Origin of the sequence: Oceanobacillus alkalisoli (assembly GCF_021556485.1) — a bacterium.
GTDB lineage: Bacteria > Bacillota > Bacilli > Bacillales > Amphibacillaceae > Oceanobacillus > Oceanobacillus alkalisoli.
Genome location: NZ_JAKGBW010000012.1, coordinates 20,080 through 43,432, shown reverse-complemented (window position 1 = coordinate 43,432; position 23,353 = coordinate 20,080). Strand labels below are relative to the sequence as shown.

The 23,353-nt window shown below is 42.3% G+C and carries 28 protein-coding genes; all 28 read right to left on the bottom strand.

What is annotated here, in order from left to right; all coding sequences use genetic code 11:
- Positions 1 to 3: 3 nt before the first annotated feature.
- A complete protein-coding gene (gene secY, locus LZD48_RS12190) occupies positions 4 to 1,299 on the bottom strand; it encodes a preprotein translocase subunit SecY (protein ID WP_235763014.1) in 1,296 nt (431 codons plus the stop codon).
- Positions 1,299 to 1,739: a 50S ribosomal protein L15 gene (rplO, locus tag LZD48_RS12185; RefSeq protein ID WP_235763013.1), complete on the bottom strand. Its 441-nt coding sequence runs from the start codon at positions 1,737 to 1,739 to the stop codon at positions 1,299 to 1,301. The genes secY and rplO overlap by 1 nt, the downstream gene beginning before the upstream one ends.
- 28 nt (positions 1,740 to 1,767) lie before the next feature.
- Positions 1,768 to 1,950 carry a 50S ribosomal protein L30 gene (rpmD, locus tag LZD48_RS12180; protein WP_156857253.1) on the bottom strand — a complete coding sequence of 61 codons (183 nt, stop codon included), beginning with the start codon at positions 1,948 to 1,950 and terminating at the stop codon, positions 1,768 to 1,770.
- Between the two features lie 13 nt (positions 1,951 to 1,963).
- Positions 1,964 to 2,467: a 30S ribosomal protein S5 gene (gene rpsE / locus LZD48_RS12175; protein ID WP_235763012.1), complete on the bottom strand. Its 504-nt coding sequence runs from the start codon at positions 2,465 to 2,467 to the stop codon at positions 1,964 to 1,966.
- 24 nt (positions 2,468 to 2,491) lie between these two features.
- Positions 2,492 to 2,854, bottom strand: a complete 363-nt coding sequence (gene rplR, locus LZD48_RS12170; RefSeq protein ID WP_235763011.1) for a 50S ribosomal protein L18 — start codon at positions 2,852 to 2,854, stop codon at positions 2,492 to 2,494.
- Between the two features lie 30 nt (positions 2,855 to 2,884).
- A complete protein-coding gene (gene rplF, locus LZD48_RS12165; RefSeq protein ID WP_235763010.1) occupies positions 2,885 to 3,421 on the bottom strand; it encodes a 50S ribosomal protein L6 in 537 nt (178 codons plus the stop codon).
- A gap of 28 nt (positions 3,422 to 3,449) precedes the next feature.
- On the bottom strand, positions 3,450 to 3,848 hold the full coding sequence (gene rpsH / locus LZD48_RS12160) for a 30S ribosomal protein S8 (RefSeq protein ID WP_235763009.1): 399 nt from the start codon (positions 3,846 to 3,848) through the stop codon (positions 3,450 to 3,452).
- Positions 3,849 to 3,877: 29 nt separating this feature from the next.
- Positions 3,878 to 4,063 carry a type Z 30S ribosomal protein S14 gene (locus LZD48_RS12155; protein ID WP_156857258.1) on the bottom strand — a complete coding sequence of 62 codons (186 nt, stop codon included), beginning with the start codon at positions 4,061 to 4,063 and terminating at the stop codon, positions 3,878 to 3,880.
- Positions 4,064 to 4,089: 26 nt separating this feature from the next.
- Positions 4,090 to 4,629, bottom strand: coding sequence for a 50S ribosomal protein L5 (gene rplE, locus LZD48_RS12150; protein ID WP_235763008.1), 540 nt, complete (start codon positions 4,627 to 4,629; stop codon positions 4,090 to 4,092).
- 27 nt (positions 4,630 to 4,656) lie between these two features.
- Complete coding sequence (rplX, locus tag LZD48_RS12145) at positions 4,657 to 4,968, bottom strand: 50S ribosomal protein L24 (RefSeq protein WP_235763007.1); 312 nt, start codon at positions 4,966 to 4,968, stop codon at positions 4,657 to 4,659.
- Positions 4,969 to 5,002: 34 nt separating this feature from the next.
- A complete protein-coding gene (rplN, locus tag LZD48_RS12140) occupies positions 5,003 to 5,371 on the bottom strand; it encodes a 50S ribosomal protein L14 (RefSeq protein WP_156857261.1) in 369 nt (122 codons plus the stop codon).
- 43 nt (positions 5,372 to 5,414) lie between these two features.
- Positions 5,415 to 5,678, bottom strand: coding sequence for a 30S ribosomal protein S17 (gene rpsQ, locus LZD48_RS12135; RefSeq protein ID WP_235763006.1), 264 nt, complete (start codon positions 5,676 to 5,678; stop codon positions 5,415 to 5,417).
- 25 nt (positions 5,679 to 5,703) lie between these two features.
- On the bottom strand, positions 5,704 to 5,904 hold the full coding sequence (gene rpmC, locus LZD48_RS12130; protein ID WP_156857263.1) for a 50S ribosomal protein L29: 201 nt from the start codon (positions 5,902 to 5,904) through the stop codon (positions 5,704 to 5,706).
- Positions 5,894 to 6,328 carry a 50S ribosomal protein L16 gene (gene rplP / locus LZD48_RS12125; RefSeq protein WP_235763005.1) on the bottom strand — a complete coding sequence of 145 codons (435 nt, stop codon included), beginning with the start codon at positions 6,326 to 6,328 and terminating at the stop codon, positions 5,894 to 5,896. Before rplP ends, rpmC begins: the two co-directional genes overlap by 11 nt.
- 17 nt (positions 6,329 to 6,345) lie before the next feature.
- Entirely contained in the window at positions 6,346 to 6,987 is a 642-nt protein-coding gene (gene rpsC / locus LZD48_RS12120) for a 30S ribosomal protein S3 (protein WP_235763004.1), read from the bottom strand.
- A 3-nt stretch (positions 6,988 to 6,990) separates the two neighbouring features.
- Positions 6,991 to 7,332 carry a 50S ribosomal protein L22 gene (gene rplV / locus LZD48_RS12115; RefSeq protein WP_235763003.1) on the bottom strand — a complete coding sequence of 114 codons (342 nt, stop codon included), beginning with the start codon at positions 7,330 to 7,332 and terminating at the stop codon, positions 6,991 to 6,993.
- A 21-nt stretch (positions 7,333 to 7,353) separates the two neighbouring features.
- On the bottom strand, positions 7,354 to 7,632 hold the full coding sequence (gene rpsS, locus LZD48_RS12110) for a 30S ribosomal protein S19 (RefSeq protein ID WP_156857267.1): 279 nt from the start codon (positions 7,630 to 7,632) through the stop codon (positions 7,354 to 7,356).
- A 56-nt stretch (positions 7,633 to 7,688) separates the two neighbouring features.
- Complete coding sequence (gene rplB / locus LZD48_RS12105) at positions 7,689 to 8,519, bottom strand: 50S ribosomal protein L2 (RefSeq protein WP_235763002.1); 831 nt, start codon at positions 8,517 to 8,519, stop codon at positions 7,689 to 7,691.
- A 29-nt stretch (positions 8,520 to 8,548) separates the two neighbouring features.
- Complete coding sequence (rplW, locus tag LZD48_RS12100) at positions 8,549 to 8,836, bottom strand: 50S ribosomal protein L23 (RefSeq protein WP_235763001.1); 288 nt, start codon at positions 8,834 to 8,836, stop codon at positions 8,549 to 8,551.
- On the bottom strand, positions 8,836 to 9,459 hold the full coding sequence (gene rplD / locus LZD48_RS12095; RefSeq protein WP_235763000.1) for a 50S ribosomal protein L4: 624 nt from the start codon (positions 9,457 to 9,459) through the stop codon (positions 8,836 to 8,838). The genes rplW and rplD overlap by 1 nt, the downstream gene beginning before the upstream one ends.
- 25 nt (positions 9,460 to 9,484) lie before the next feature.
- Complete coding sequence (gene rplC / locus LZD48_RS12090) at positions 9,485 to 10,117, bottom strand: 50S ribosomal protein L3 (RefSeq protein WP_235762999.1); 633 nt, start codon at positions 10,115 to 10,117, stop codon at positions 9,485 to 9,487.
- A gap of 28 nt (positions 10,118 to 10,145) precedes the next feature.
- Positions 10,146 to 10,454: a 30S ribosomal protein S10 gene (gene rpsJ / locus LZD48_RS12085; protein ID WP_235762998.1), complete on the bottom strand. Its 309-nt coding sequence runs from the start codon at positions 10,452 to 10,454 to the stop codon at positions 10,146 to 10,148.
- A 579-nt stretch (positions 10,455 to 11,033) separates the two neighbouring features.
- Positions 11,034 to 12,224, bottom strand: a complete 1,191-nt coding sequence (gene tuf, locus LZD48_RS12080; protein ID WP_235762997.1) for an elongation factor Tu — start codon at positions 12,222 to 12,224, stop codon at positions 11,034 to 11,036.
- 120 nt (positions 12,225 to 12,344) lie between these two features.
- Positions 12,345 to 14,423 (bottom strand): elongation factor G, encoded by a 2,079-nt coding sequence (gene fusA, locus LZD48_RS12075; RefSeq protein WP_235762996.1) that lies wholly within the window; start codon positions 14,421 to 14,423, stop codon positions 12,345 to 12,347.
- Positions 14,424 to 14,465: 42 nt separating this feature from the next.
- Positions 14,466 to 14,936, bottom strand: a complete 471-nt coding sequence (rpsG, locus tag LZD48_RS12070) for a 30S ribosomal protein S7 (RefSeq protein ID WP_235762995.1) — start codon at positions 14,934 to 14,936, stop codon at positions 14,466 to 14,468.
- 40 nt (positions 14,937 to 14,976) lie between these two features.
- Complete coding sequence (gene rpsL / locus LZD48_RS12065) at positions 14,977 to 15,393, bottom strand: 30S ribosomal protein S12 (RefSeq protein WP_156857276.1); 417 nt, start codon at positions 15,391 to 15,393, stop codon at positions 14,977 to 14,979.
- Between the two features lie 319 nt (positions 15,394 to 15,712).
- Positions 15,713 to 19,321 carry a DNA-directed RNA polymerase subunit beta' gene (gene rpoC, locus LZD48_RS12060; protein WP_235762994.1) on the bottom strand — a complete coding sequence of 1,203 codons (3,609 nt, stop codon included), beginning with the start codon at positions 19,319 to 19,321 and terminating at the stop codon, positions 15,713 to 15,715.
- Between the two features lie 292 nt (positions 19,322 to 19,613).
- Positions 19,614 to 23,150: a DNA-directed RNA polymerase subunit beta gene (gene rpoB, locus LZD48_RS12055; RefSeq protein ID WP_235762993.1), complete on the bottom strand. Its 3,537-nt coding sequence runs from the start codon at positions 23,148 to 23,150 to the stop codon at positions 19,614 to 19,616.
- Positions 23,151 to 23,353 lie beyond the last annotated feature (203 nt).

The window sequence follows — 23,353 nt, the reverse complement described above, 5'->3', positions numbered from 1 at the left end:
ATATTACTTAATAAATCCTTTGTAGTGACGTTTCACTAGTTGGCCTTCAAGCTGCTTCATTGTTGTCAATGCGACCCCTACAACGATTAGTAAGCTCGTTCCGCCGATTTGTACGGATTGTGGCAAGTTCGCAATACTTCCTAATATAATAGGCAGGATGGAAACAGCAGCTAGGAAAAGCGCTCCTACAAATGTCAGACGCTTCATTACGCGGGATAAATAATTTTCCGTATTATGTCCTGGACGGATGCCCGGAATATATCCACCTTGTTTCTGCAGATTCTCTGCCATCTGCTCTGGGTTCACCTGAACAAATGTATAGAAGTAGGTGAACGCAATAATTAGCGCTGTATAGATAACCATTCCGATCGGTTGCGTATAATCAAAAATCATCATAATCGTACTTGCAAAAGAATTCCCTTCATAAAAACCAGCGACTGTCGTTGGTGCTACCATGAAAGCAACTGCAAAGATGACCGGAATTACCCCGGCAGCATTCACTTTAATCGGTAGATGAGTAGACTGACCTCCAACCGGTGAACGGTTAACGAGTCGTTTTGCGTATTGTACTGGGATTTTTCTCAGTGCCTGATTGACGTAAATGACACCAACAGTTACTGCGATGATGACAAGTACAATGATAGATACGATAATAATGTTGATGAATAAGTCATCCCCGGCATTTACGAAATACTGGCTGAATAGTTGGTTAACCCCGTTTGGTACAGCTGCAACAATTCCTGCGAAGATTAGGATGGAAATTCCATTTCCTACTCCGTGGGCAGTAATCTGTTCACCTACCCACATCAAGAATGCTGTTCCCGCTGTTAATGTCAGGGCAATTATCAGGAATTTCACAAAATCTGGGTCTTGGATTAGTAAGCCGCCTGCCATAGCATTGAAACCAATTGACATGACGATAGCTTGAATGAATGCAAGCCCAACTGTACCATAGCGTGTGACTTGAGCAATTTTCTTACGGCCCATTTCTCCTTGTTTCTTCCACTCTGTAAACTTCGGTACAACATCCATTTGCAGAAGCTGCATAATGATAGATGCCGTGATGTAAGGCATAATCCCCATTGCGAATATAGAGAAGTTCTGTAATGCCCCTCCACCGAATGTATTCAGAAATCCGAATACGTTTTGCTGATCTGACATGAATTCAAGTGCTGCTCGATCTGTGAATGGTACAGGAATAAATGTGCCTAGACGGAAAACAATGAGCATCGCAAGCGTGAAAAGTATTTTCCGTCTAATGTCAGCAACACGCCAAAAGTTGGAGATTGTGCGAAACATTAGATCACCTCAGTTTTACCGCCCGCAGTCTCAATCGCTTCTTTTGCAACTTGAGAAAACTTATGAGCTTTTACTGTGAGCTTTTTCTCAATCGTGCCATTACCAAGTACTTTAATACCTGCATTTAATTTGCTTACGACACCTTCTTCAAGTAATAGCTCAGGTGTAACTTCAGTGCCTTCTTCAAATTGATTTAACTTATCTAAGTTTACAATTGTATAATCTTTACGGTTGATATTTGTAAAGCCACGTTTAGGTAAACGTTGGAATAAAGGTGTTTGTCCACCCTCAAATCCTGGACGTGTGCCACCGCCGGTACGAGCTTTTTGCCCTTTCTGTCCGCGGCCGGAAGTTTTTCCGTTTCCTGAAGACATTCCGCGGCCAACACGGTTTCTTTCTTTACGAGTACCTTCGTTTGCTTTTAGTTCATGAAGTTTCATCGGAGCACCTCCTTATCTTTAGTATTTCTTACGCTTCATTAACGTCTAATAAGTGGGATACTCTATTAATCATACCACGGGTTACTGGTGTGTCTTCAAGTACCACTGTTTGACGGATTTTCTTTAAGCCGAGTGCTTCAACAGTTCTGCGTTGTACTTCAGTTCCGCCAATAACACTGCGTTTGAGGGTGATTTCTAATTTGTTAGACATATTGTTTCCCTCCTTATCCTAACAGTTCTTCAACAGACTTTCCACGTAGTTTCGCTACTTCTTCTGCTGTTTTCAGATTTTCTAACCCATTGATCGTTGCACGAATCACATTAATTGGAGTGCTTGCTCCGTGTGATTTTGTAAGAATATCGCCTACACCTGCAAGTTCTAAGACCGCACGAACTGGTCCACCGGAGATAACTCCAGTACCTTCAGTAGCTGGTTTCATCATTACGTTACCAGAACCAAAACGTCCAATAATATCATGTGGAATCGTAGTTCCTACAAATGGTACACGAATTAAGTTCTTCTTCGCATTGTCTACTGCTTTTTTGATTGCTTCTGGTACTTCTTGCGCTTTACCAGTACCGAAACCGACATGGCCGTTCTTGTCGCCGACTACAACCAATGCAGCAAAACGCATGCGGCGTCCACCTTTAACAACTTTAGAAACGCGGTTGATGGATACAACACGTTCTTCTAAATCTAATTTGTTCGCATCGATTTGATTATTCATTAAAATGGTAACCTCCTTTGTCGATTAAAATTCGAGACCTGCTTCTCTTGCAGCCTCTGCTAATGCTTTAACGCGTCCATGATACAAGTAGCCTCCACGGTCGAATACTACTGATTTGAAGCCTTTTTCAATTGCGCGTTTTGCGATAGCCTCTCCTACTTGTTTCGCAGCTTCAACATTACTGCCTTGCGTGATGTTCAATTCTTTATCAGCAGTAGATGCGCTCGAAACCGTAACACGATTTTCATCATCGATTAATTGTGCGTAGATATTTTTATTAGAACGGAATACGTTTAGACGTGGACGTTCAGCAGTTCCGAATACGTCTCTGCGTACACGTGCATGTCTCTTTTTTCGCATTTCATTTCTAGCTGGTTTTGTGATCATCAAGGTCACTCCTTTCTCACCTAACTAATCTTACTTAGCAGTTTTACCTTCTTTACGGCGCACATATTCGCCAACATAACGAATTCCTTTACCTTTATAAGGCTCCGGCGGGCGGATTGCGCGGATATTCGCTGCAACTGCACCAACTAATTCTTTATCGATACCTTTTACGGTTAATTCAGTGTTTTTGGGAACGTCAATTTCAATTCCATCGATAGCATCAATTTCTACCGGATGAGAATATCCTGCGTTAACTACTAGTTTGTTGCCCTGCTTTTGTGCACGGTAACCAACACCCGTAATTTCAAGTGATTTTTCGAAACCTTTTGTAACACCTTCGACCATGTTTGCAATCATTGTACGGCTCGTTCCGTGTAGGGAGCGATATTCTTTTAGATCACTTGAACGCTCTAATGTTATGACGTTATCTTCCATTTTAATTGCGATATCTTGATGAATTTCTTTAGAAAGCTCGCCCTTAGGTCCTTTAACAGAAACCTTATTACCTTCAAGCTTCACTTCTACCCCTTCTGGGATTTCAATGGGTTTTAATCCTATACGAGACATTTTCTGCACCTCCTTGGGTTAAAAAATATTACCAGACGTATGCAAGCACTTCGCCACCGACTTGTTGGCTGCGAGCTTCTTTGTCAGATAGTACACCTTGTGAAGTAGACACGATTGCAATACCTAATCCGTTCAACACTCGTGGTACTTCATCAGCTTTTGCATAGACACGTAATCCTGGTTTACTGATACGTTTAATTCCTGTAATTACTTTCTCTTGGTTTGCACCATATTTCAGGAAAATACGCAGTACACCTTGTTTGTTGTCTTCGATATATTCATAATCCTTAACGAAACCTTCACGTTTCAGGATGTCAGCAATTTCTTTTTTAATTTTTGAAGCAGGAAGCTCCAATTTTTCATGTTTTACTGTAACCGCATTTCGAATGCGAGTAAGCATATCTGCGATTGGGTCTGTCATTACCATACATCATTACCTCCTTCCCAAATTGGGGTTTACCAGCTTGCTTTTTTGACACCAGGAATTTGACCTTTATAGGCAAGTTCACGGAAACAAATACGGCAAAGTTTAAATTTACGAATTACAGAATGTGGACGGCCACAACGCTCACAGCGTGTATATTCTTGTACTTTATACTTCTGTTTACGTTTTTGTTTTGCGATCATTGATTTTTTAGCCACTATTTTCCCTCCTTATTGCTTGGAACTTATTTTTGGAAAGGCATGCCTAACTCAGATAAAAGTTCACGAGCTTCTTCGTCTGTATCAGCTGTAGTTACGATAACGATATCCAGTCCGCGCACTTTACTTACCTTATCGTAGTTAATCTCCGGGAAAATAAGTTGCTCTTTCACACCTAGTGTGTAATTTCCACGTCCGTCAAATGCATTTTTAGAAATACCGCGGAAGTCACGTACACGTGGGAGTGAAACCGCAATTAGCTTTTGTAGAAACTCATACATACGCTCACCACGAAGGGTTACCTTTGCGCCGATTGGCATTCCTTCACGTAAACGGAAACCTGCAATTGATTTCTTCGCACGAGTAATAAGTGGTTTTTGACCAGAGATTAATGATAATTCTTCAACAGCACTATCCAATGCTTTTGAGTTTTGTACCGCATCACCAACACCCATGTTGATTACGATCTTTTCGACTTTCGGTACTTGCATAACAGATTTATAGTTAAATTTATTCATTAAAGATGTAGTAACTTCATCTTGAAACTTTTCTTTTAATTGGTTCATCATGGCGCCCTCCTTTCAACTAGAAACTTATTTATCTAACGCTTCTCCGGATTTCTTCGCAATTCTTACTTTCTTTCCGTCACGAACTTCGTAGCCAACACGAGTTGGTTCACCGGATTTAGGGTCAATTGGTAATACATTGGACACGTGAATCGCAGCTTCTTGATTTAGAATACCGCCTTGTGGGTTTTCTTGAGAAGGTTTCGCGTGTTTCTGTACCATGTTGACTCCTTCGACAAGTACACGGTCTTTCTTCGGATACACTTCAAGGATTGTACCTTCTTTGCCGCGGTCTTTCCCGGCTAATACTTTTACTTTATCACCTTTTTTTACATGCATGCTTGACGCACCTCCTTAGTAACGAAAGATTCACTTATAATACTTCTGGAGCAAGAGATACGATTTTCATGAATTTAGCATCACGTAATTCACGTGCAACCGGACCGAAGATACGAGTACCTCTTGGGCTTTGGTCATCACGGACAATTACTGCAGCATTTTCATCAAAACGAATATATGAACCATCTATACGACGCGCACCAGATTTAGAGCGAACGATAACTGCTTTCACGACGTCACCTTTCTTGACAACGCCTCCTGGTGTTGCTTTTTTCACTGAGCAAACTACAACATCGCCAATATTAGCAGTCTTACGGCCTGATCCGCCTAAAACTTTAATTGTCTGTAGTTCACGAGCACCAGAGTTATCTGCAACTTTTAATCGACTTTCTTGTTGTATCATAACACTGTTACCTCCCTTCGGATCTGTTCCGAATCAACTTAAATTAGATAATGATCGCTTCTTCTACGATTTCCACTAGGCGGAAACGTTTTGTAGCTGAGAGTGGACGTGTCTCCATAATGCGCACGATGTCACCAGTTTTTGCTTGGTTGTTCTCATCATGTGTTTTGAACTTTTTGGAGTACTTAACACGTTTACCGTATAACTTGTGAACTTTATATGTTTCAACTAGTACAGTAATTGTTTTGTCCATTTTGTCAGACACCACGCGGCCCGTGTATACTTTACGATTATTACGTTCAGACATACTTGATTAAACCTCCTTCTTCAAGTCAGTTATTTGCGGTTAATTCACGTTGACGTGCAACGGTTTTTAAACGAGCAATTGATTTACGAACTTCACGAATACGTGCAGTGTTTTCCAACTGACCTGTAGCAAGCTGGAAGCGTAAATTAAATAATTCTTCTTTTAGTGATTTTACCTTTTCATCAATTTCGGCAGTGGTTAGTTCTCTTATTTCTTTAGCCTTCATTGCTTTCACCACCAATTTCTTCACGTTTTACAAATTTCGTTTTAATCGGTAATTTGTGAGATGCAAGTCGTAGGGCTTCACGTGCTACTTCTTCATTCACTCCTGCGATTTCAAACAAAATTTTCCCTGGTTTTACTACTGCTACCCAGCCTTCTGGAGCACCTTTACCGGAACCCATACGTACTTCTAATGGTTTAGATGTATAAGGTTTATCCGGGAATATTTTGATCCATACTTTACCGCCACGTTTCATGTAACGAGTCATTGCAATACGGGCAGCTTCAATCTGACGACTTGTAATCCAGCTAGCTTCTGTAGCTTGTAGGCCGTAATCTCCGAATGATACTGCAGTACCGCCTTTTGCTTGGCCTCTCATTTTACCACGGTGTTGTTTACGATATTTTACACGTTTAGGCATTAACATACAAAGTGCCCCCTTCCTTAGTTTTCTTTTTTAGTTGGAAGGACTTCCCCACGATAGATCCACACTTTAACGCCGAGCTTACCGTACGTTGTATCAGCTTCAGCATGAGCATAATCGATATCAGCACGTAATGTGTGTAGTGGTACTGTTCCTTCACTGTAATGTTCTGCACGAGCGATGTCTGCACCGCCAAGACGTCCAGATACTTGTGTTCTGATTCCTTGTGCACCTGCACGCATTGTACGTTGGATAGCTTGTTTCTGCGCACGACGGAATGAAATACGGTTTTCTAATTGACGTGCGATGCTATCTGCAACTAGTTGCGCATCGAGGTCAACCTTTTTAATTTCCACAATATTGATGTGAACTCTCTTACCAGTTAATTTATTTAACTCTTTACGTAGAGCTTCAACTTCTGAACCGCCTTTACCAATTACCATTCCTGGTTTACCAGTATGAATCGTAATGTTCACTCGGTTTGCTGCGCGTTCAATCTCGACAGAAGAAACAGCAGCAATCTTTAAGCGGTTATCAAGGAATTCTCTGATTTTAATATCCTCATGTAGTAAGTCTGCATAGTCTTTATCAGCGTACCATCTTGACTCCCAGTCTTTAATGATCCCTACGCGAAGACCCGTTGGATTTACTTTTTGACCCACTAACTACCCCTCCTTCTTTTCAGTTACCACAACTGTAATGTGGCTTGTGCGTTTATTAATTTGACTTGCACGTCCTTGAGCACGTGGACGGAAACGTTTCAATGTAACACCTTCATTTACATATGCTTCAGAAACGACTAGATTGTCTGTGTCCATCTCGTAGTTGTGTTCTGCGTTTGCGACTGCAGAGTTCAGCACTTTCTCTACGACTGGGGAAGCACTGCGGTGTGTGTTCTTTAAGATTGCGATAGCTTCACCGACATCTTTTCCTCGAATTAAATCAACGACTAAACGTACCTTACGAGGAGCGATACGAACCGTTTTTGCAACAGCTTTTGCTTGCATGCGAAGTAGCCTCCTCTCAAATTAGCGATTTGTTTTCTTATCGTCACCAGAGTGTCCTCTAAATGAACGAGTTGGCGCGAATTCACCTAATTTATGTCCAACCATATCTTCTGTTATATAGACCGGAACATGTTTACGCCCATCATATACTGCGATTGTATGACCAACAAAAGATGGGAAGATTGTAGAACGGCGAGACCAAGTTCTAATCAGTTGCTTCTTGTCACTCTCGTTCATTTCATCCACCTTTTTCAATAGATGGTCATCTGCGAAAGGTCCTTTTTTCAAACTACGACCCATGGATAAACCTCCTTCCAGAGTTTAGAGACGGGTTATTCGTCTCCCGTCCTATTCATTTATTTTTTACGTTTACGAACGATATATTTATTAGACGGCTTGTTGCGTTTGCGTGTCTTGTAACCGAGAGTTGGTTTGCCCCATGGTGATAATGGTGATGGCATACCGATTGGTGAACGTCCTTCTCCCCCACCGTGCGGGTGATCGTTCGGATTCATAACAGATCCGCGAACTGCCGGGCGCTTGCCTAACCAACGAGAACGTCCTGCTTTACCAACACGGATTAGTTCGTGTTCAATGTTTCCAACTTGGCCGATTGTTGCACGGCAAGTGCTTAGCACTAAACGAACTTCACCTGATGCTAAACGAACGAGTGTATATTTCCCTTCACGTCCTAGAATTTGCGCTTCTGCACCGGCTGAACGAGCTAATTGACCGCCACGACCTGGTTTTAATTCTACGTTATGAATAATGGTTCCTACTGGAATGTTTTCAAGTGGTAGTGCATTACCTGTTTTGATATCAGCTTCAGCACCTGATTCAACTACTTGACCTACTTGAATTCCTTTAGGAGCTAAAATATAACGTTTCTCTCCATCTGCATAATGAACTAATGCAATGTTTGCTGTGCGGTTCGGATCGTACTCAACTGTAGCAACGCGTCCTGGTATTCCATCTTTGTTTCGTTTGAAATCGATGAGACGGTATTGACGCTTGTGACCGCCACCTTGATGACGAACAGTAATTCTACCTTGGTGGTTACGTCCAGCTCGTTTATTGAGTGGAGCTAACAAGGTTCTTTCTGGGGTATCCGTAGTGATTTCTGTAAATGAAGATACAGACATGTTACGTCTACCATTTGAAGTTGGTTTAAACTTCTTAATCGCCATCTTTTTTCCCTCCTTCACATAAATGATTTTTAGCCTTCAAAGAAGTCCAGTTCTTTACTGTCTTCCGAAAGCTCTACGATAGCTTTTTTTCGATCAGAACGGTACCCGCTATATTGGCCCATTCTCTTAAGTTTACCTTTAAGGTTGAGCGTGTTTACATTTACTACTTTAACGCCGAAGATAAGTTCCACTGCGTCTTTGATTTCTGTTTTGTTCGCTTTAGGATCTACTTCAAACGTATATTTCTTATCTACCATTAAATCAGCACTGTGTTCTGTAATGACAGGGCGCTTTATAATATCACGTGGATCTCTCATTATGCAAGCACCTCCCCTGCTTTTTCGACCGCTTCCTTCGTAATAACTAACTTGTCATACGTTATTAAATCGAGAACGTTCAATTCTTCTACAGCAAGTACTTTAACTGTTTGAAGGTTGTTTGCTGAACGTACGATTGTTTCTTCTTTATCAGCAGTCACAATTAATGCTTTGTCATCTACTTTTAATGCATCTAGTAAATTAATGACTTCTTTTGTTTTTGGTGTGTCGATTGCTAGTGACTCTAAAACAAAGATGCCTTCTTCTTTTACTTTAGAAGCTAAAGCGGATCTAAGAGCTAAACGACGAACTTTCTTTGGCAGCTTGTAGCTGTAGCTGCGTGGGGTAGGTCCGAATACTACGCCACCGCCAACCCACTGTGGTGAACGAATGGATCCTTGACGCGCACGCCCAGTTCCTTTTTGACGCCACGGTTTACGACCACCGCCACGTACTGCTGAACGGTTTTTAACAGCGTGTGTCCCCTGACGAACTGCCGCACGTTGCATTACAACTGCTTCGTGTAACACGTGTTCGTTAGGTTCGATGCCGAAAACCGCTTCGTTTAATTCTACTTCTCCTGCATTACTTCCGTCTTGTTTAAACAATGTAACTTTTGGCATGACAAATCCTCCCTTCTTCTAATAATTAATTTCCTTTTATTGAACTTGTTATTTTAACGTAAGATTTTTTCGCACCTGGAACATTTCCTTTAACAAGTAGCAGGTTTCTTTCTTCATCAACACTTACTACTTCAAGGTTTTGAATTGTCACTTGTTCGTGACCCATTTGTCCTGGCAACTTTTTTCCTTTGAATACTCTTGATGGGTCTGCTGCCATTGCCATTGCACCTGGGCCTCTATGGTAGCGGGAACCGTGACTCATTAGACCACGAGCTTGGTTGTGGCGCTTAATGTTACCTTGGAATCCTTTACCTTTAGAAGTTCCTGTTACATCAATTTTTTCTCCAGCTTCAAAAGTACCAACGCTAATTTCTTGACCTACTTCATAGTCATCGATATTAGCAGTACGGATTTCACGAACGTAGCGCTTAGGATTGGTACTCGCTTTTTCAGCATGACCTTTTTCCGCTTTACTCGCACGTGTTTCTTTCTTATCTGCAAAACCTAACTGAATGGCAGTATACCCGTCATTCTCTTCCGTTCTTTTTTGTAATACGACGTTTGGCTCAGCTTGAATCACTGTTACAGGGATTAGTTCACCAGCTTCAGAGAATAACTGAGTCATGCCGATTTTACGACCTAAGATTCCTTTCGTCATCCGTTACACCTCCTATAAAAACTTATATTTATAATTTAATTTCAATATCAACACCAGATGGCAGATCTAGTCTCATCAATGAGTCTACTGTTTTTGGTGTTGGATTCACAATGTCGATTAAACGCTTATGTGTGCGCATTTCAAATTGCTCACGAGCATCTTTGTATTTATGCACCGCACGTAATACAGTAAATACGTTTTTCTCTGTTGGTAATGGAATCGGTCCGGATACGTTTGCTCCAGAACGTTTTGCCGTTTCAACGATTTTTACTGCTGATTGATCTAAGACACGGTGATCATAAGCTTTCAAACGAATTCTGATTTTCTCTTTTGCCATTATTTTCCCTCCTTCGCCCATATTAATATAGACATTCTCCGTGAAAATTTCTCGAGCACAGCGCCATGGCAAAGCGGCCGGGTGTGCCAACAACCTTTCACTTCATCGCCGTTTTTTGGCCAACATTCACATTATACATATAAACGTCTGCCAAAGCAACCTTTTTTATCATTTACGATTCGATTGCACATCTACATATTATACGCATGTTTTCGCTCGAATGCAAGACTTTATGAAGGTTTTTTGCAACTTTTTACGAGGAAAATGCATATTTTTTAAGATCACGAACATATAGTTGATAATAACGGTCCTTTTCAGAAAAAATATGAACGGTTCGAAGAATTGGATAGTCACTTCTCTCCAGGCTTCGCAGCGTGATAGCGCGAGGCAGACTAAGAACGCCACGTCCTGTGGCAACGTCTACATTAGCACGTCCTATGCGCCGAGGCTTGCCGGACGCCTGCAGAAAGCGAGAGGTATCGGGACTGCGGACACTGAAAAGGAATAAATTTTACTGATTTACCTAACAAAAAAACAGGCAACTGAGATTAGCTGCCTGTTTTTTGTATAGGTTTAGACTTATTTAGTGATTTCAGTAACTACACCAGAACCTACTGTACGTCCACCTTCACGGATAGAGAAACGAGTTCCGTCTTCGATCGCGATTGGTGAAATAAGTTCTACAGTCATTTCCACGTTGTCACCAGGCATTACCATTTCAACGCCTTCTGGTAGTTGAACAACGCCAGTTACGTCCGTCGTACGGAAGTAGAACTGTGGACGGTAGTTACCGAAGAATGGAGTATGACGTCCACCTTCTTCTTTTGATAGAACATAAACTTCAGCTTTGAAGTTTGTGTGTGGTGTGATTGATCCTGGCTTAGCAAGAACCTGACCACGGCTAATGTCTTCACGAGCTACCCCACGAAGCAATGCACCGATGTTGTCTCCTGCTTCTGCATAGTCAAGAAGCTTACGGAACATTTCAACACCTGTAACAGTTGTTTTACCAGGAGCTTCGTTAAGACCGATGATTTCAACTTCATCTCCGACTTTAACTTCTCCACGCTCAACACGTCCAGTAGCAACTGTACCACGACCTGTAATAGAGAATACGTCCTCTACAGGCATCATGAATGGTTTGTCAGTGTCACGTTCTGGAGTTGGAACATATTCGTCAACTGCGTTCATCAGTTCAACGATTTTTTCTTCGTACTCTGCAACACCTTCAAGTGCTTTAAGAGCAGAACCAGCGATAACTGGTACATCGTCACCTGGGAAGTCGTATTCAGTTAATAGATCACGAACTTCCATTTCTACTAATTCAAGTAACTCTTCATCGTCAACCATGTCAACTTTGTTTAGGAATACTACGAATGCTGGTACTCCAACGTTACGAGAAAGTAGAATGTGCTCACGAGTTTGTGGCATTGGGCCATCAGCGGCAGATACTACTAGAATAGCACCGTCCATTTGCGCAGCACCTGTGATCATGTTCTTAACGTAGTCTGCGTGTCCTGGGCAGTCAACGTGTGCGTAGTGACGAGTTTCAGTTTCGTACTCTACGTGAGAAGTAGCGATTGTAATACCACGTTCTCTTTCTTCTGGTGCGTTGTCAATTTGGTCGTAACCTCTTGCGTCACCATCACCATTTACTTTTGCCATTACTGTTGTAATTGCAGCAGTTAGAGTAGTTTTACCATGGTCAACGTGTCCAAGAGTTCCAACGTTAACGTGTTGTTTGGAGCGGTCGAATTTTTCTTTAGCCATTTTATAGTTCCTCCTTTAATTAAATAAAAGTAATTTTATTGTTTATTAACTTAAGAATAAAAATAGAATTTATTCTTTGTCCTCACTAATTGTTATACGTTAGTTCCGTAAAAAAATCAATTATTGTCCAGCGTTTTTCTCGATAATTTCTTCTGAGATGCTCTTCGGTACTTCTTCGTAATGATCGAATGTCATGGTATACGTACCGCGGCCTTGCGTGTTAGAACGCAGAGCGGTTGCGTAACCGAACATTTCAGAGAGTGGTACGTAGGATTTAACAAGCTGTGCGTTACCGCGAGCTTCCATTCCTTCAATACGTCCACGACGAGAAGTAACGTCACCCATGATATCTCCCATGTATTCTTCTGGGATAACAATTTCAACATACATCATAGGTTCAAGCAGAACTGGACTACATTTGTTCTTCGCTGCTCTTAATGCCATAGATGCTGCAATCTTAAACGCCATTTCGTTAGAGTCGACATCGTGATAGCTACCATCATATAGTGTTGCCTTCACATCGATTAACGGATATCCAGCTAATACACCAGTTTCAAGTGCTTCTTCGATACCTTGCTCAACAGATGGGATATACTCACGAGGAACAACCCCACCAACAATTGCGTCTTCGAATTCAAATCCAGCGCCTTCTTCATTCGGTTCAAACTTAACCCAAACGTGTCCGTATTGTCCACGGCCACCAGATTGACGAATGAATTTACCTTCCACTTCCGCAGCTGCACGGAATGTTTCACGGTAGGCAACTTGCGGAGCACCTACGTTAGCTTCTACCTTAAACTCACGCTTCAAGCGGTCAACAATAACGTCTAGGTGAAGTTCACCCATACCCGAGATGATTGTTTGACCAGTTTCCGTATTTGTTTCCGTCTTGAATGTCGGGTCTTCTTCAGCAAGTTTCGCTAGCGCTGTACCCATCTTATCTTGGTCTGCTTTCGTCTTCGGCTCGATTGCAACCGAGATTACCGGCTCAGGGAATTCCATAGACTCTAAGATAACAGGATTTTTTTCATCGCAAAGTGTATCTCCAGTTGCAGTGTCTTTTAGTCCGACTGCTGCAGCGATTTCTCCAGCGTAAGCAATAGAAATTTCTTCACGGGAGTTAGCGTGCATCTGAAGGATACGACCAACACGTTCGCGTTTGTCTTTCACTGTGTTTTTCACGTAGGAACCGGATTTTAGCGTTCCGGAGTAAACACGGAAGAATGTCAATTTACCTACGAACGGATCCGTCATTACTTTAAATGCCAATGCTGCGAATGGCGCATTGTCATCTGATTCACGTGTAACTTCTTCTTCTGATCCTGGGACGATACCTTCGATTGCAGCAACGTCTGTTGGAGCTGGAAGGTAGTCAAGCACACCATCTAGAAGTAATTGTACACCTTTGTTTTTGAAGGCAGAACCACAGAATACAGGGTAGAAATCTACAGATAGAGTAGCTTGACGAATTGCTTTTTTCAATTCACCTTCTGTGATCTCTTCACCTTCAAGATATTTCATCATTAGATCTTCGTCTGTTTCCGCAACTGCTTCGATTAACTCTGCACGAAGTTCTTCTGCTTGGTCTTTTAGCTCAGCAGGGATTTCAGATGCTTCATCAACTGTACCTAAATCGTCTTTGTAGAAGTGAGCTTCCATTGTGATTAGGTCAATGATTCCGTTAAAATCGTCCTCTGCTCCAATTGGCATTTGAACTGGATGCGCATTTGCACCTAAACGGTCTCTCAACGTTTTAGTAGCATATAAGAAATCAGCGCCAGTTTTATCCATCTTGTTAATGAATACCATTCTTGGTACGCCATATGTTGTAGCTTGGCGCCACACTTGTTCTGTTTGTGGTTCAACTCCAGATTGAGCATCAAGAACTGTAACTGCACCATCAAGAACTCTTAGCGAACGCTCAACTTCAACTGTGAAGTCCACGTGCCCTGGAGTATCAATAATATTGATTCGATGGTTTTTCCATTGAGCTGTTGTAGCAGCGGATGTGATTGTAATTCCACGTTCCTGTTCCTGCTCCATCCAGTCCATTTGTGACGCACCTTCGTGCGTTTCACCAAGTTTGTGAATACGTCCTGTATAGAAAAGAATACGCTCGGTTGTAGTGGTTTTACCAGCATCAATATGTGCCATAATCCCAATATTTCGCGTCTTTTCCAAGGAGAACTCTCTAGCCATGTATTCTTCTCCTTCCTATTAAGTGCTTTTATTAGTTTAATCTTACCAACGATAGTGAGCGAATGCTTTGTTCGCTTCTGCCATCTTGTGCATTTCTTCACGGCGTCTAACTGCTGCGCCCGTGTTATTAGAAGCATCGATTATTTCATTAGCAAGTCTATCTTCCATTGTTTTCTCACCGCGCAGACGGGAGTAATTTACAAGATAACGTAAACCTAAAGCTTGACGACGTTCTGGGCGAACTTCAATCGGTACTTGATAGTTAGATCCCCCAACACGGCGTGCACGCACTTCAAGTACAGGCATTACATTCTTCATCGCCTGTTCAAAAACTTCCATTGGATCTTGTCCTGTACGCTCTTGAACAAGGTTGAATGCTTTATAAAGAATCTTTTGTGCCTTACCTCTCTTCCCATCAACCATAATCTGGTTGATAAGGCGAGTAACTAATTTTGAACTATAAAGTGGATCTGGTAAGACATCGCGCTTAGGTACTGGTCCTTTACGTGGCATATGTCTACCTCCTTTCTTCTCTATCTGATTTCAGTTTCAATTAATTTTCTTTTGGCTTTTTCGCACCATACTTGGAGCGTCCTTGCATACGTCCTTCTACACCTGCAGTATCAAGTGCACCACGTACAACGTGATAACGTACCCCAGGTAAGTCTTTTACACGTCCACCGCGAAGTAAAACAACGCTGTGCTCTTGTAAGTTGTGGCCAATTCCAGGGATGTATGCAGTAACTTCCATGTTATTAGATAAACGAACACGCGCATATTTACGTAATGCTGAGTTCGGTTTTTTAGGAGTTAGTGTACCAACACGAGTACATACACCACGTTTTTGTGGAGAATTTAGTTTTGTGAACTGCTTTTTAAAGCTGTTGTATCCTACGTTAAGTGCAGGAGAGTCATACTTTTTAGGCTTGCTCACGCGACCTTTACGGATTAATTGGTTAATTGTAGGCATTCTATCGTTTCCTCCTTCCTCTTCATTTATGGATGATTATAACAAGCTATTTAGAAGTGAGATGTAACACCACACATCCAGGTGGTTCATTCTAAGGTAAAAAAGAATGATTGGCGGAAAACCCACCAAAACTCTTCTTTATTGCTATAGTCGAAACACCAACTTCTTTAACGTTTACTTCCTTCATCCTTAAAAGTAACAAGTGGAATCGGAAGCACCTTGAATATAGTAACATTGACGGTTTTCAATGTCAATATTTTTCTTGTTAATTTTCAGGTGCTTCCTATTTTTCACTTGATTGTCTTGACTTCATTTGTATTTATTGTACGGTCTCTTCCGTTTCTTCGTTACCTTCTGTTGCAGGCTGGTCTAACCCCGCTTCAATCGTACGGTATTGTTGCATTCCAGTACCTGCTGGGACAAGTTTCCCGATAATGACGTTCTCCTTCAGACCAAGGAGCTCATCACGTTTCCCTTTGATTGCAGCATCTGTAAGAACTCTTGTTGTTTCTTGGAAGGATGCCGCAGATAGGAAGGAATCTGTCTCAAGAGATGCTTTCGTAATTCCTAACAAGACCGGTTTTCCAATCGCAGGATTTCCATTGTTTAGAAGAAATGGTTCATTGATTTCCCTGAACTGATGTAACTCTAATAAAGATCCTGGTAAAGCGTCCGTATCTCCAGCATTAACTACACGGACTTTACGGAGCATTTGACGCACCATTACTTCAACGTGTTTATCGCCGATTTCAACACCTTGCATTCGGTATACCCGTTGTACTTCACGCAATAGATAATCTTGAACACCTTCGACGCCTTTTACGCGCAGCAGTTCTTTCGGGTCAACCGATCCTTCTGTCAATTCTTGACCTACTTCTACTTGGTCACCTTCTGCAACTTTCATTCTTGCATTATATGGTACAGGGTAAGAGCGCTGCTCAACCGTACCTTGGATAACAATTTCATATTTGTCTTTTGTTTCTTTAATTTCCTGGACCGTACCGCCGATCTCTGTAATCGCGGCTTCCCCTTTCGGATTACGAGCTTCAAATAGCTCTTGAATACGCGGTAAACCTTGGGTGATATCATCTCCTGCAACACCGCCAGTGTGGAATGTACGCATTGTTAACTGTGTACCTGGTTCCCCAATGGACTGGGCTGCAATAATACCTACCGCTTCTCCAACCTCCACATCTGAACCTGTTGCAAGGTTACGTCCATAACACTTCTGACAAACACCATGCTTCGTATTACATGTAAACGCAGTACGAATGGTAACTTCTTTAATACCAGCATTGATGATCTCTTTCGCCTGGTCTTCGTTGATCATTTCGTTATGCCCTGCGATGATTGTTCCATTTTCCGGATGAACTACATCATTGAATGCTGTGCGGCCTACTAGGCGGTCAAATAATGGTTCAATTACTTCTGAGCCATCTTCTAAGGAAGTTACGACAAGGCCACGGTCTGTTCCACAATCTTCTTCACGGATAATAACATCTTGCGCAACGTCCACTAGACGTCTCGTCAAGTAACCAGAGTCGGCCGTCTTAAGCGCCGTATCCGCAAGTCCTTTACGGGCACCGTGTGTAGAAATAAAGTATTCAAGAACCGTTAATCCTTCACGGAAGCTGGATTTGATCGGGAGCTCGATAATCTTACCAGATGGGTCGGCCATGAGTCCACGCATTCCAGCAAGCTGTGTAAAGTTCGATGCGTTACCCCGTGCTCCAGAGTCACTCATCATGTAAATTGGGTTCCGGTTGTCGAGGGATTCCATCAGTTTCTCCTGGATGTAGTCCTTCGCCTGTGTCCAGATTGCAATAACACGATCGTAACGTTCTTCTTCCGTCACAAGACCACGACGGAATTGCTTAAGCACTTTATCGACTTTTTCTTGTGCTTCATCTAAGATTTTTTCTTTACCCGGCAAGACGACAATATCTGAGATACCCACCGTCATACCAGCCTTCGTTGAATACTTGAATCCTAAATCTTTCATGCGGTCAAGCATTTTGGATGTTTCAATAATCTTAAAGCGTTTAAAGACTTCTGCAATAATATCGCCAAGAAAGCCTTTCTTAAACGGCTTAACAATTTCACTGTTTTTAATTAGCTCTGTTACATCTGTTCCCGCTTCTACAAAGAACTTATCTGGCGTTTGCTGCTCCAAGTTCGTCCTTGTCGGCTCATTAATATACGGGAATGAGTCTGGTAGTATTTCATTAAAGATCAGTTTACCAACTGTTGTAAGTAATAGCTGGTTATTCTGCTCTTCTGTAAATGTCTTATTGTTTAAGCTTCCTGCTTGAACTGCAACCCTCGTATGCAAATGGACATTTCCATTATAGTAAGACATGAGTGCTTCATTCGCGTCTTTGAAAATACTTCCCTCACCGATTGCATCTTCACGTTCCAATGTTAAATAATAGTTTCCTAAAACCATATCCTGTGAAGGAGTAACAACCGGTTTACCATCTTTAGGGTTAAGAATATTTTGGGCTGCAAGCATGAGAAGACGAGCTTCCGCTTGAGCTTCTGCTGATAACGGCACGTGAACTGCCATTTGGTCACCGTCAAAGTCAGCGTTATAAGCTGTACATACGAGCGGGTGCAAGTGAATGGCCCGGCCATCTACGAGCGTTGGCTCGAAGGCTTGAATCCCTAAACGGTGCAGAGTAGGTGCACGGTTTAAAAGCACTGGATGTTCTTTAATAACATCTTCCAGTACATCCCATACATCCGGATGAACCCGTTCAATTTTACGTTTTGCAGATTTAATATTGTGCGCAAGCCCTCTATCAACCAATTCTTTCATAATGAATGGCTTGAAGAGTTCAAGTGCCATTTCTCTTGGAAGTCCACACTGGTACATTTTTAAACTCGGTCCAACTACGATAACCGAACGGCCAGAGTAATCTACCCGTTTTCCGAGCAAGTTTTGACGGAAACGACCTTGCTTCCCTTTCAACATATGAGAGAGGGATTTTAACGGTCTGTTTCCTGGACCAGTAACTGGACGACCTCTACGTCCGTTATCAATTAAAGCATCTACCGCTTCTTGAAGCATACGTTTTTCGTTTTGCACAATAATGCCTGGTGCTCCAAGATCCAGCAATCTTTTCAGGCGGTTGTTTCTGTTAATTACTCGGCGGTACAGATCATTCAGGTCCGATGTTGCAAAGCGGCCACCATCAAGCTGTACCATTGGGCGGATTTCAGGAGGAATAACCGGCAGGACATCTAAAACCATCCAATCCGGTTCATTCCCGGAATTACGAAATGCTTCCATGACTTCAAGCCGTTTGATTGCTCTTGTTCTGCGCTGACCTTGAGCAGTCTTCAACTCTTCACGTAATGCTTTTACTTCTTTTTCCAGATCAATATCCTGAAGAAGCTTACGAATCGCTTCAGCACCCATTTCAGCTCGGAAGGATTTTCCGTATTTATCGTAATACGCACGGTATTCTTTCTCGGATAATAGTTGTTTCTTCTCAAGTGGTGTGTTGCCCGAATCTGTGACAATATATGCAGCAAAGTAGATGACTTCTTCTAATGCTCGTGGTGACATATCAAGCACTAATCCCATCCGGCTTGGAATTCCTTTGAAATACCAAATATGGGATACCGGTGCAGCAAGTTCAATATGTCCCATTCTTTCACGGCGTACTTTTGCTTTTGTCACTTCCACTCCACAACGGTCACAAACAACGCCTTTATATCTAACGCGCTTGTATTTCCCGCAGTGACATTCCCAGTCCTTTTGGGGACCGAAAATTCTTTCACAGAACAGGCCATCTTTTTCTGGTTTGAGCGTTCGATAATTAATTGTTTCTGGTTTCTTTACTTCTCCGAAAGACCATGAACGGATTTTCTCAGGGGAAGCTAAACCAATTTTCATATATTCAAACGTATTTACATCTAGCAAGGGGCAATCCTCCCTTATTTAGTGTGCTGTATTTATATAAGAGAAGGAGAATTGATAGCCCATTACCAATTCTCACTCCTGTTTAATTGTAGAAAGTTATAAAATTTAATTGCTGTACGTAACTAAATCCTTGAACAGCCACGTCCAGCTCTAGCGCCCAGCAACTATCAAACTTCACACTCTTCCAATCGATAAGTCAACATCGGCTCTCTACGTTCGCCGTGTTTCCTTTATCTCATTCCAGAGTGCTCCAGTTTGTACGTTGCTAACCGGGCGCTTACGCTTTTGGTTATTAATTTTCTTCGATATCTAAATTGAGTTTGGAAGCTGCTTGAACCTCTTCATCCTCTAGCTCACGCATATCGATTTCATCTTCTTGGCTGTTCAGCATTTTCACGTCAAGCCCTAAGCTCTGAAGCTCTTTAATCAATACTTTGAATGATTCAGGAACTCCCGGTTCAGGTACATTATGACCTTTCACGATTGATTCGTATGTTTTCACACGGCCAACCGTGTCATCGGATTTGACAGTTAAAATCTCTTGCAGGGTGTATGCTGCACCGTATGCTTCAAGTGCCCACACTTCCATCTCACCGAAACGCTGACCACCAAATTGTGCTTTACCTCCAAGCGGCTGCTGGGTAACAAGTGAATATGGTCCAGTGGAACGTGCGTGTAGTTTGTCATCAACCATATGTGCTAGTTTCAGCATATACATGACTCCGACAGATACGCGGGTATCAAAGGACTCACCTGTTCTTCCATCGTAAAGGACGGTTTTCGCATCTCTTGCCATCCCAGCCTCCTCCAATGTCGCATAGACATCTTCCTCCGTTGCTCCGTCAAATACTGGAGATGCAACGTGAAGTCCAAGCAGTCTTGCCGCCATTCCAAGATGGAGTTCGAACACTTGTCCGATGTTCATTCGCGATGGTACCCCAAGCGGGTTCAGCATAATATCAATCGGTGTTCCATCTGGCATAAACGGCATATCTTCTTCCGGTAAAATCTTCGAGATAACACCTTTGTTTCCGTGCCGTCCTGCCATTTTATCCCCTTCAGATATTTTACGCTTCTGAACGATATAGACGCGAACGAGTTGATTCACACCTGGCGAAAGCTCATCTCCGTCTTCACGGTTAAATACGCGAACGTCAAGAACGATTCCTCCACCGCCATGTGGCACACGCAGGGATGTGTCTCTTACTTCACGGGCTTTCTCTCCAAAAATCGCATGAAGCAGACGTTCTTCAGCAGAAAGCTCCGTAACTCCCTTAGGCGTTACTTTACCGACAAGAATATCTCCGTCTTTCACTTCCGCTCCAATCCGGATGATTCCTTCTTCATCAAGATTTTTCAGTGCGTCTTCTCCGACGTTTGGAATATCTCTTGTAATTTCTTCCGGACCAAGTTTTGTATCACGAGCTTCCAGTTCAAATTCTTCAATATGAATGGATGTATATACGTCATCTTTGACGAGACGCTCACTCATAATAATCGCATCTTCATAGTTATAACCTTCCCAAGTCATGAAGCCGACTAACACGTTACGACCGAGTGCAAGTTCTCCAAGCTCCATTGACGGACCATCTGCAAGGACTTCGCCTCTTGTTACGCGGTCCCCTTCTTTAACGATTGGACGCTGGTTATAACATGTTCCTTGGTTTGTACGTTGGAACTTCTGTAATCTGTATGTGTCCGTATCTCCTTCAACTTCTTTACCGTCCACTTCAGAAATACGGCGAATGACGACTTCTTTTGCTTCAACACGCTCCACAATTCCATTATGGCGACAAATAACAGCAGCACCAGAATCTTTACCATTCACATACTCCATACCCGTACCTACAATTGGAGACTCAGGAACAAGTAACGGAACAGCCTGCTTCTGCATATTTGCTCCCATTAGTGCGCGGTTCGAGTCATCATTCTCAAGAAATGGAATACATGCTGTCGCCGCAGAAACAACCTGCTTTGGTGACACATCCATATAATCAATCTTATCCCTGGATACGACAATGTTATCTTCACGGAAACGAGCAATTACTTCTTCATTCACGAAGCGGTTATTCTCATCTAATGAAGCATTCGCTTGCGCAACGATGTAATTATCTTGCTCATCAGCCGTTAAATAGTCGATTTGTTCCGTTACTTGACCGGTTTCTGGGTCAACACGACGATATGGGGACTCAATAAAACCGAATTTATTTACTTTTGCATAACTCGATAAGGAGTTGATCAAGCCGATGTTCGGTCCTTCAGGTGTTTCAATTGGACACATACGCCCGTAGTGGGAATAGTGTACGTCACGAACTTCGAATCCTGCTCGTTCACGGGTCAGACCTCCCGGACCAAGCGCTGATAAACGACGCTTATGTGTAAGCTCTCCTAGTGGGTTCGTTTGGTCCATGAACTGGGATAACTGCGAACTACCAAAGAACTCTTTAATCGATGCAATAACAGGACGAATATTGATCAGTTGCTGTGGTGTAACACTTGATGTGTCCTGAATGGACATTCTCTCACGCACTACACGCTCCATACGAGATAAACCGATTCGGAATTGGTTTTGAAGGAGCTCACCAACCGAACGCAGACGACGATTCCCTAAATGGTCGATATCGTCCACATCACCAACATTATGCAATTGATTAAAGAAATAACTGATTGATGCCAGGATGTCCGCTGGTGTAATATTTTTAATGTCTCTGTCTACACCGCCGTTTCCAATGATCGTTAACTCCCGCTCACCTTCTGGATCTGTCGGGTCAACAATCCGAATCGATTGCAATACAATATCCTCATCTAACACACCGTCATGCGGGCTGAAGGTTTTTTCTCCCAGTTTTTCTTCTTCTCTTTCAAGAAGCGGGATTAATTTGTCTAATAACTTACGTTCTAGACGGTCACCTTTTTCCGCAAGAACTTCTCCTGTTTCCGGGTCAGCTATTGTTTCAGCTAATACCTGATTGAACAGACGGTTCTTGATGTTTAGTTTTTTATTCATTTTATAACGACCAACGTGTGCCAAGTCATAGCGCTTCGGATCGAAAAAGCGTGTGACCAAAAGGCTTTTCGCGTTTTCAACTGTCGGAGGCTCCCCTGGACGAAGGCGTTCGTAAATTTCTAGTAATGCTTTTTCAGTTGTTTCAGTATTATCTTTTTCAAGGGTGTTTCTTAAATACTCATTATCACCGATCAATTCGATGATTTCCTGATCCGTACCAAATCCTAATGCTCGTAACAGCACTGTAATCGGTAATTTCCGCGTTCGGTCAATTCGTACAAAAGCGACGTCTTTTGCATCCGTCTCAAACTCAAGCCATGCACCACGGTTCGGAATAACAGTGGCTTGCACACCACGTCTACCGTTCTTATCAAATTTATCACTGAAGTACACACTTGGGGAACGTACAAGCTGCGAGACGATTACACGTTCAGCTCCGTTAATAATGAACGTTCCTGTATCAGTCATCAACGGGAAGTCACCCATAAATACTTCTTGTTCCTTCACTTCACCGGTTTCGTTGTTTAATAACCGAACCCGTACTCGAAGCGGGGCATTATAGGTCACATCTCTTTCCTTTGATTCGTCCACAGGATAGTTAGGCTCACCTAAACTATAATCTACAAACTCTAATGATAGGTTTCCGGTGAAATCTTCAATTGGTGAAATATCTCTGAACATTTCCCGTAACCCTTCCTCCATGAACCATTCATAAGAAGCGGTTTGAATTTCGATTAAATTTGGCAGCTCCAACACTTCACTGATACGTGCATAGCTTCTACGCTGGCGATGCTTGCCATATTGAACTAGTTGTCCTGTCAACTGCTTCACCCCTTAAAATCTTATGTTTTCGCAGATTTTCTTCTACGGAAATTTTTTCATAAATAAAAACGATAATGGAAACATAAACCAATTTCGTTTTATTGCATACGCATATCTTCGTAAGGTTACCTCTTCGTTTAGAACTGTATTTTTTAAAGAAAATAAAATACAGTTGTACAACTCGTTTAAATTTTGGTAAACTA

Bases quoted from the DNA above. Each gene is read 5' to 3' on its own strand.
- secY (WP_235763014.1), bottom strand. From the start codon at position 1,299: ATGTTTCGCACAATCTCCAACTTTTGGCGTGTTGCTGACATTAGACGG.
- rplO (WP_235763013.1), bottom strand. From the start codon at position 1,739: ATGAAACTTCATGAACTAAAAGCAAACGAAGGTACTCGTAAAGAAAGA.
- rpmD (WP_156857253.1), bottom strand. From the start codon at position 1,950: ATGTCTAACAAATTAGAAATCACCCTCAAACGCAGTGTTATTGGCGGA.
- rpsE (WP_235763012.1), bottom strand. From the start codon at position 2,467: ATGAATAATCAAATCGATGCGAACAAATTAGATTTAGAAGAACGTGTT.
- rplR (WP_235763011.1), bottom strand. From the start codon at position 2,854: ATGATCACAAAACCAGCTAGAAATGAAATGCGAAAAAAGAGACATGCA.
- rplF (WP_235763010.1), bottom strand. From the start codon at position 3,421: ATGTCTCGTATAGGATTAAAACCCATTGAAATCCCAGAAGGGGTAGAA.
- rpsH (WP_235763009.1), bottom strand. From the start codon at position 3,848: ATGGTAATGACAGACCCAATCGCAGATATGCTTACTCGCATTCGAAAT.
- rplE (WP_235763008.1), bottom strand. From the start codon at position 4,629: ATGAACCAATTAAAAGAAAAGTTTCAAGATGAAGTTACTACATCTTTA.
- rplX (WP_235763007.1), bottom strand. From the start codon at position 4,968: ATGCATGTAAAAAAAGGTGATAAAGTAAAAGTATTAGCCGGGAAAGAC.
- rplN (WP_156857261.1), bottom strand. From the start codon at position 5,371: ATGATACAACAAGAAAGTCGATTAAAAGTTGCAGATAACTCTGGTGCT.
- rpsQ (WP_235763006.1), bottom strand. From the start codon at position 5,678: ATGTCTGAACGTAATAATCGTAAAGTATACACGGGCCGCGTGGTGTCT.
- rpmC (WP_156857263.1), bottom strand. From the start codon at position 5,904: ATGAAGGCTAAAGAAATAAGAGAACTAACCACTGCCGAAATTGATGAA.
- rplP (WP_235763005.1), bottom strand. From the start codon at position 6,328: ATGTTAATGCCTAAACGTGTAAAATATCGTAAACAACACCGTGGTAAA.
- rplV (WP_235763003.1), bottom strand. From the start codon at position 7,332: ATGCAAGCAAAAGCTGTTGCAAAAACGGTTCGTATCGCTCCTCGTAAG.
- rpsS (WP_156857267.1), bottom strand. From the start codon at position 7,632: ATGGGTCGTAGTTTGAAAAAAGGACCTTTCGCAGATGACCATCTATTG.
- rplB (WP_235763002.1), bottom strand. From the start codon at position 8,519: ATGGCGATTAAGAAGTTTAAACCAACTTCAAATGGTAGACGTAACATG.
- rplW (WP_235763001.1), bottom strand. From the start codon at position 8,836: ATGAGAGATCCACGTGATATTATAAAGCGCCCTGTCATTACAGAACAC.
- rplD (WP_235763000.1), bottom strand. From the start codon at position 9,459: ATGCCAAAAGTTACATTGTTTAAACAAGACGGAAGTAATGCAGGAGAA.
- rplC (WP_235762999.1), bottom strand. From the start codon at position 10,117: ATGACGAAAGGAATCTTAGGTCGTAAAATCGGCATGACTCAGTTATTC.
- rpsJ (WP_235762998.1), bottom strand. From the start codon at position 10,454: ATGGCAAAAGAGAAAATCAGAATTCGTTTGAAAGCTTATGATCACCGT.
- tuf (WP_235762997.1), bottom strand. From the start codon at position 12,224: ATGGCTAAAGAAAAATTCGACCGCTCCAAACAACACGTTAACGTTGGA.
- fusA (WP_235762996.1), bottom strand. From the start codon at position 14,423: ATGGCTAGAGAGTTCTCCTTGGAAAAGACGCGAAATATTGGGATTATG.
- rpsG (WP_235762995.1), bottom strand. From the start codon at position 14,936: ATGCCACGTAAAGGACCAGTACCTAAGCGCGATGTCTTACCAGATCCA.
- rpsL (WP_156857276.1), bottom strand. From the start codon at position 15,393: ATGCCTACAATTAACCAATTAATCCGTAAAGGTCGCGTGAGCAAGCCT.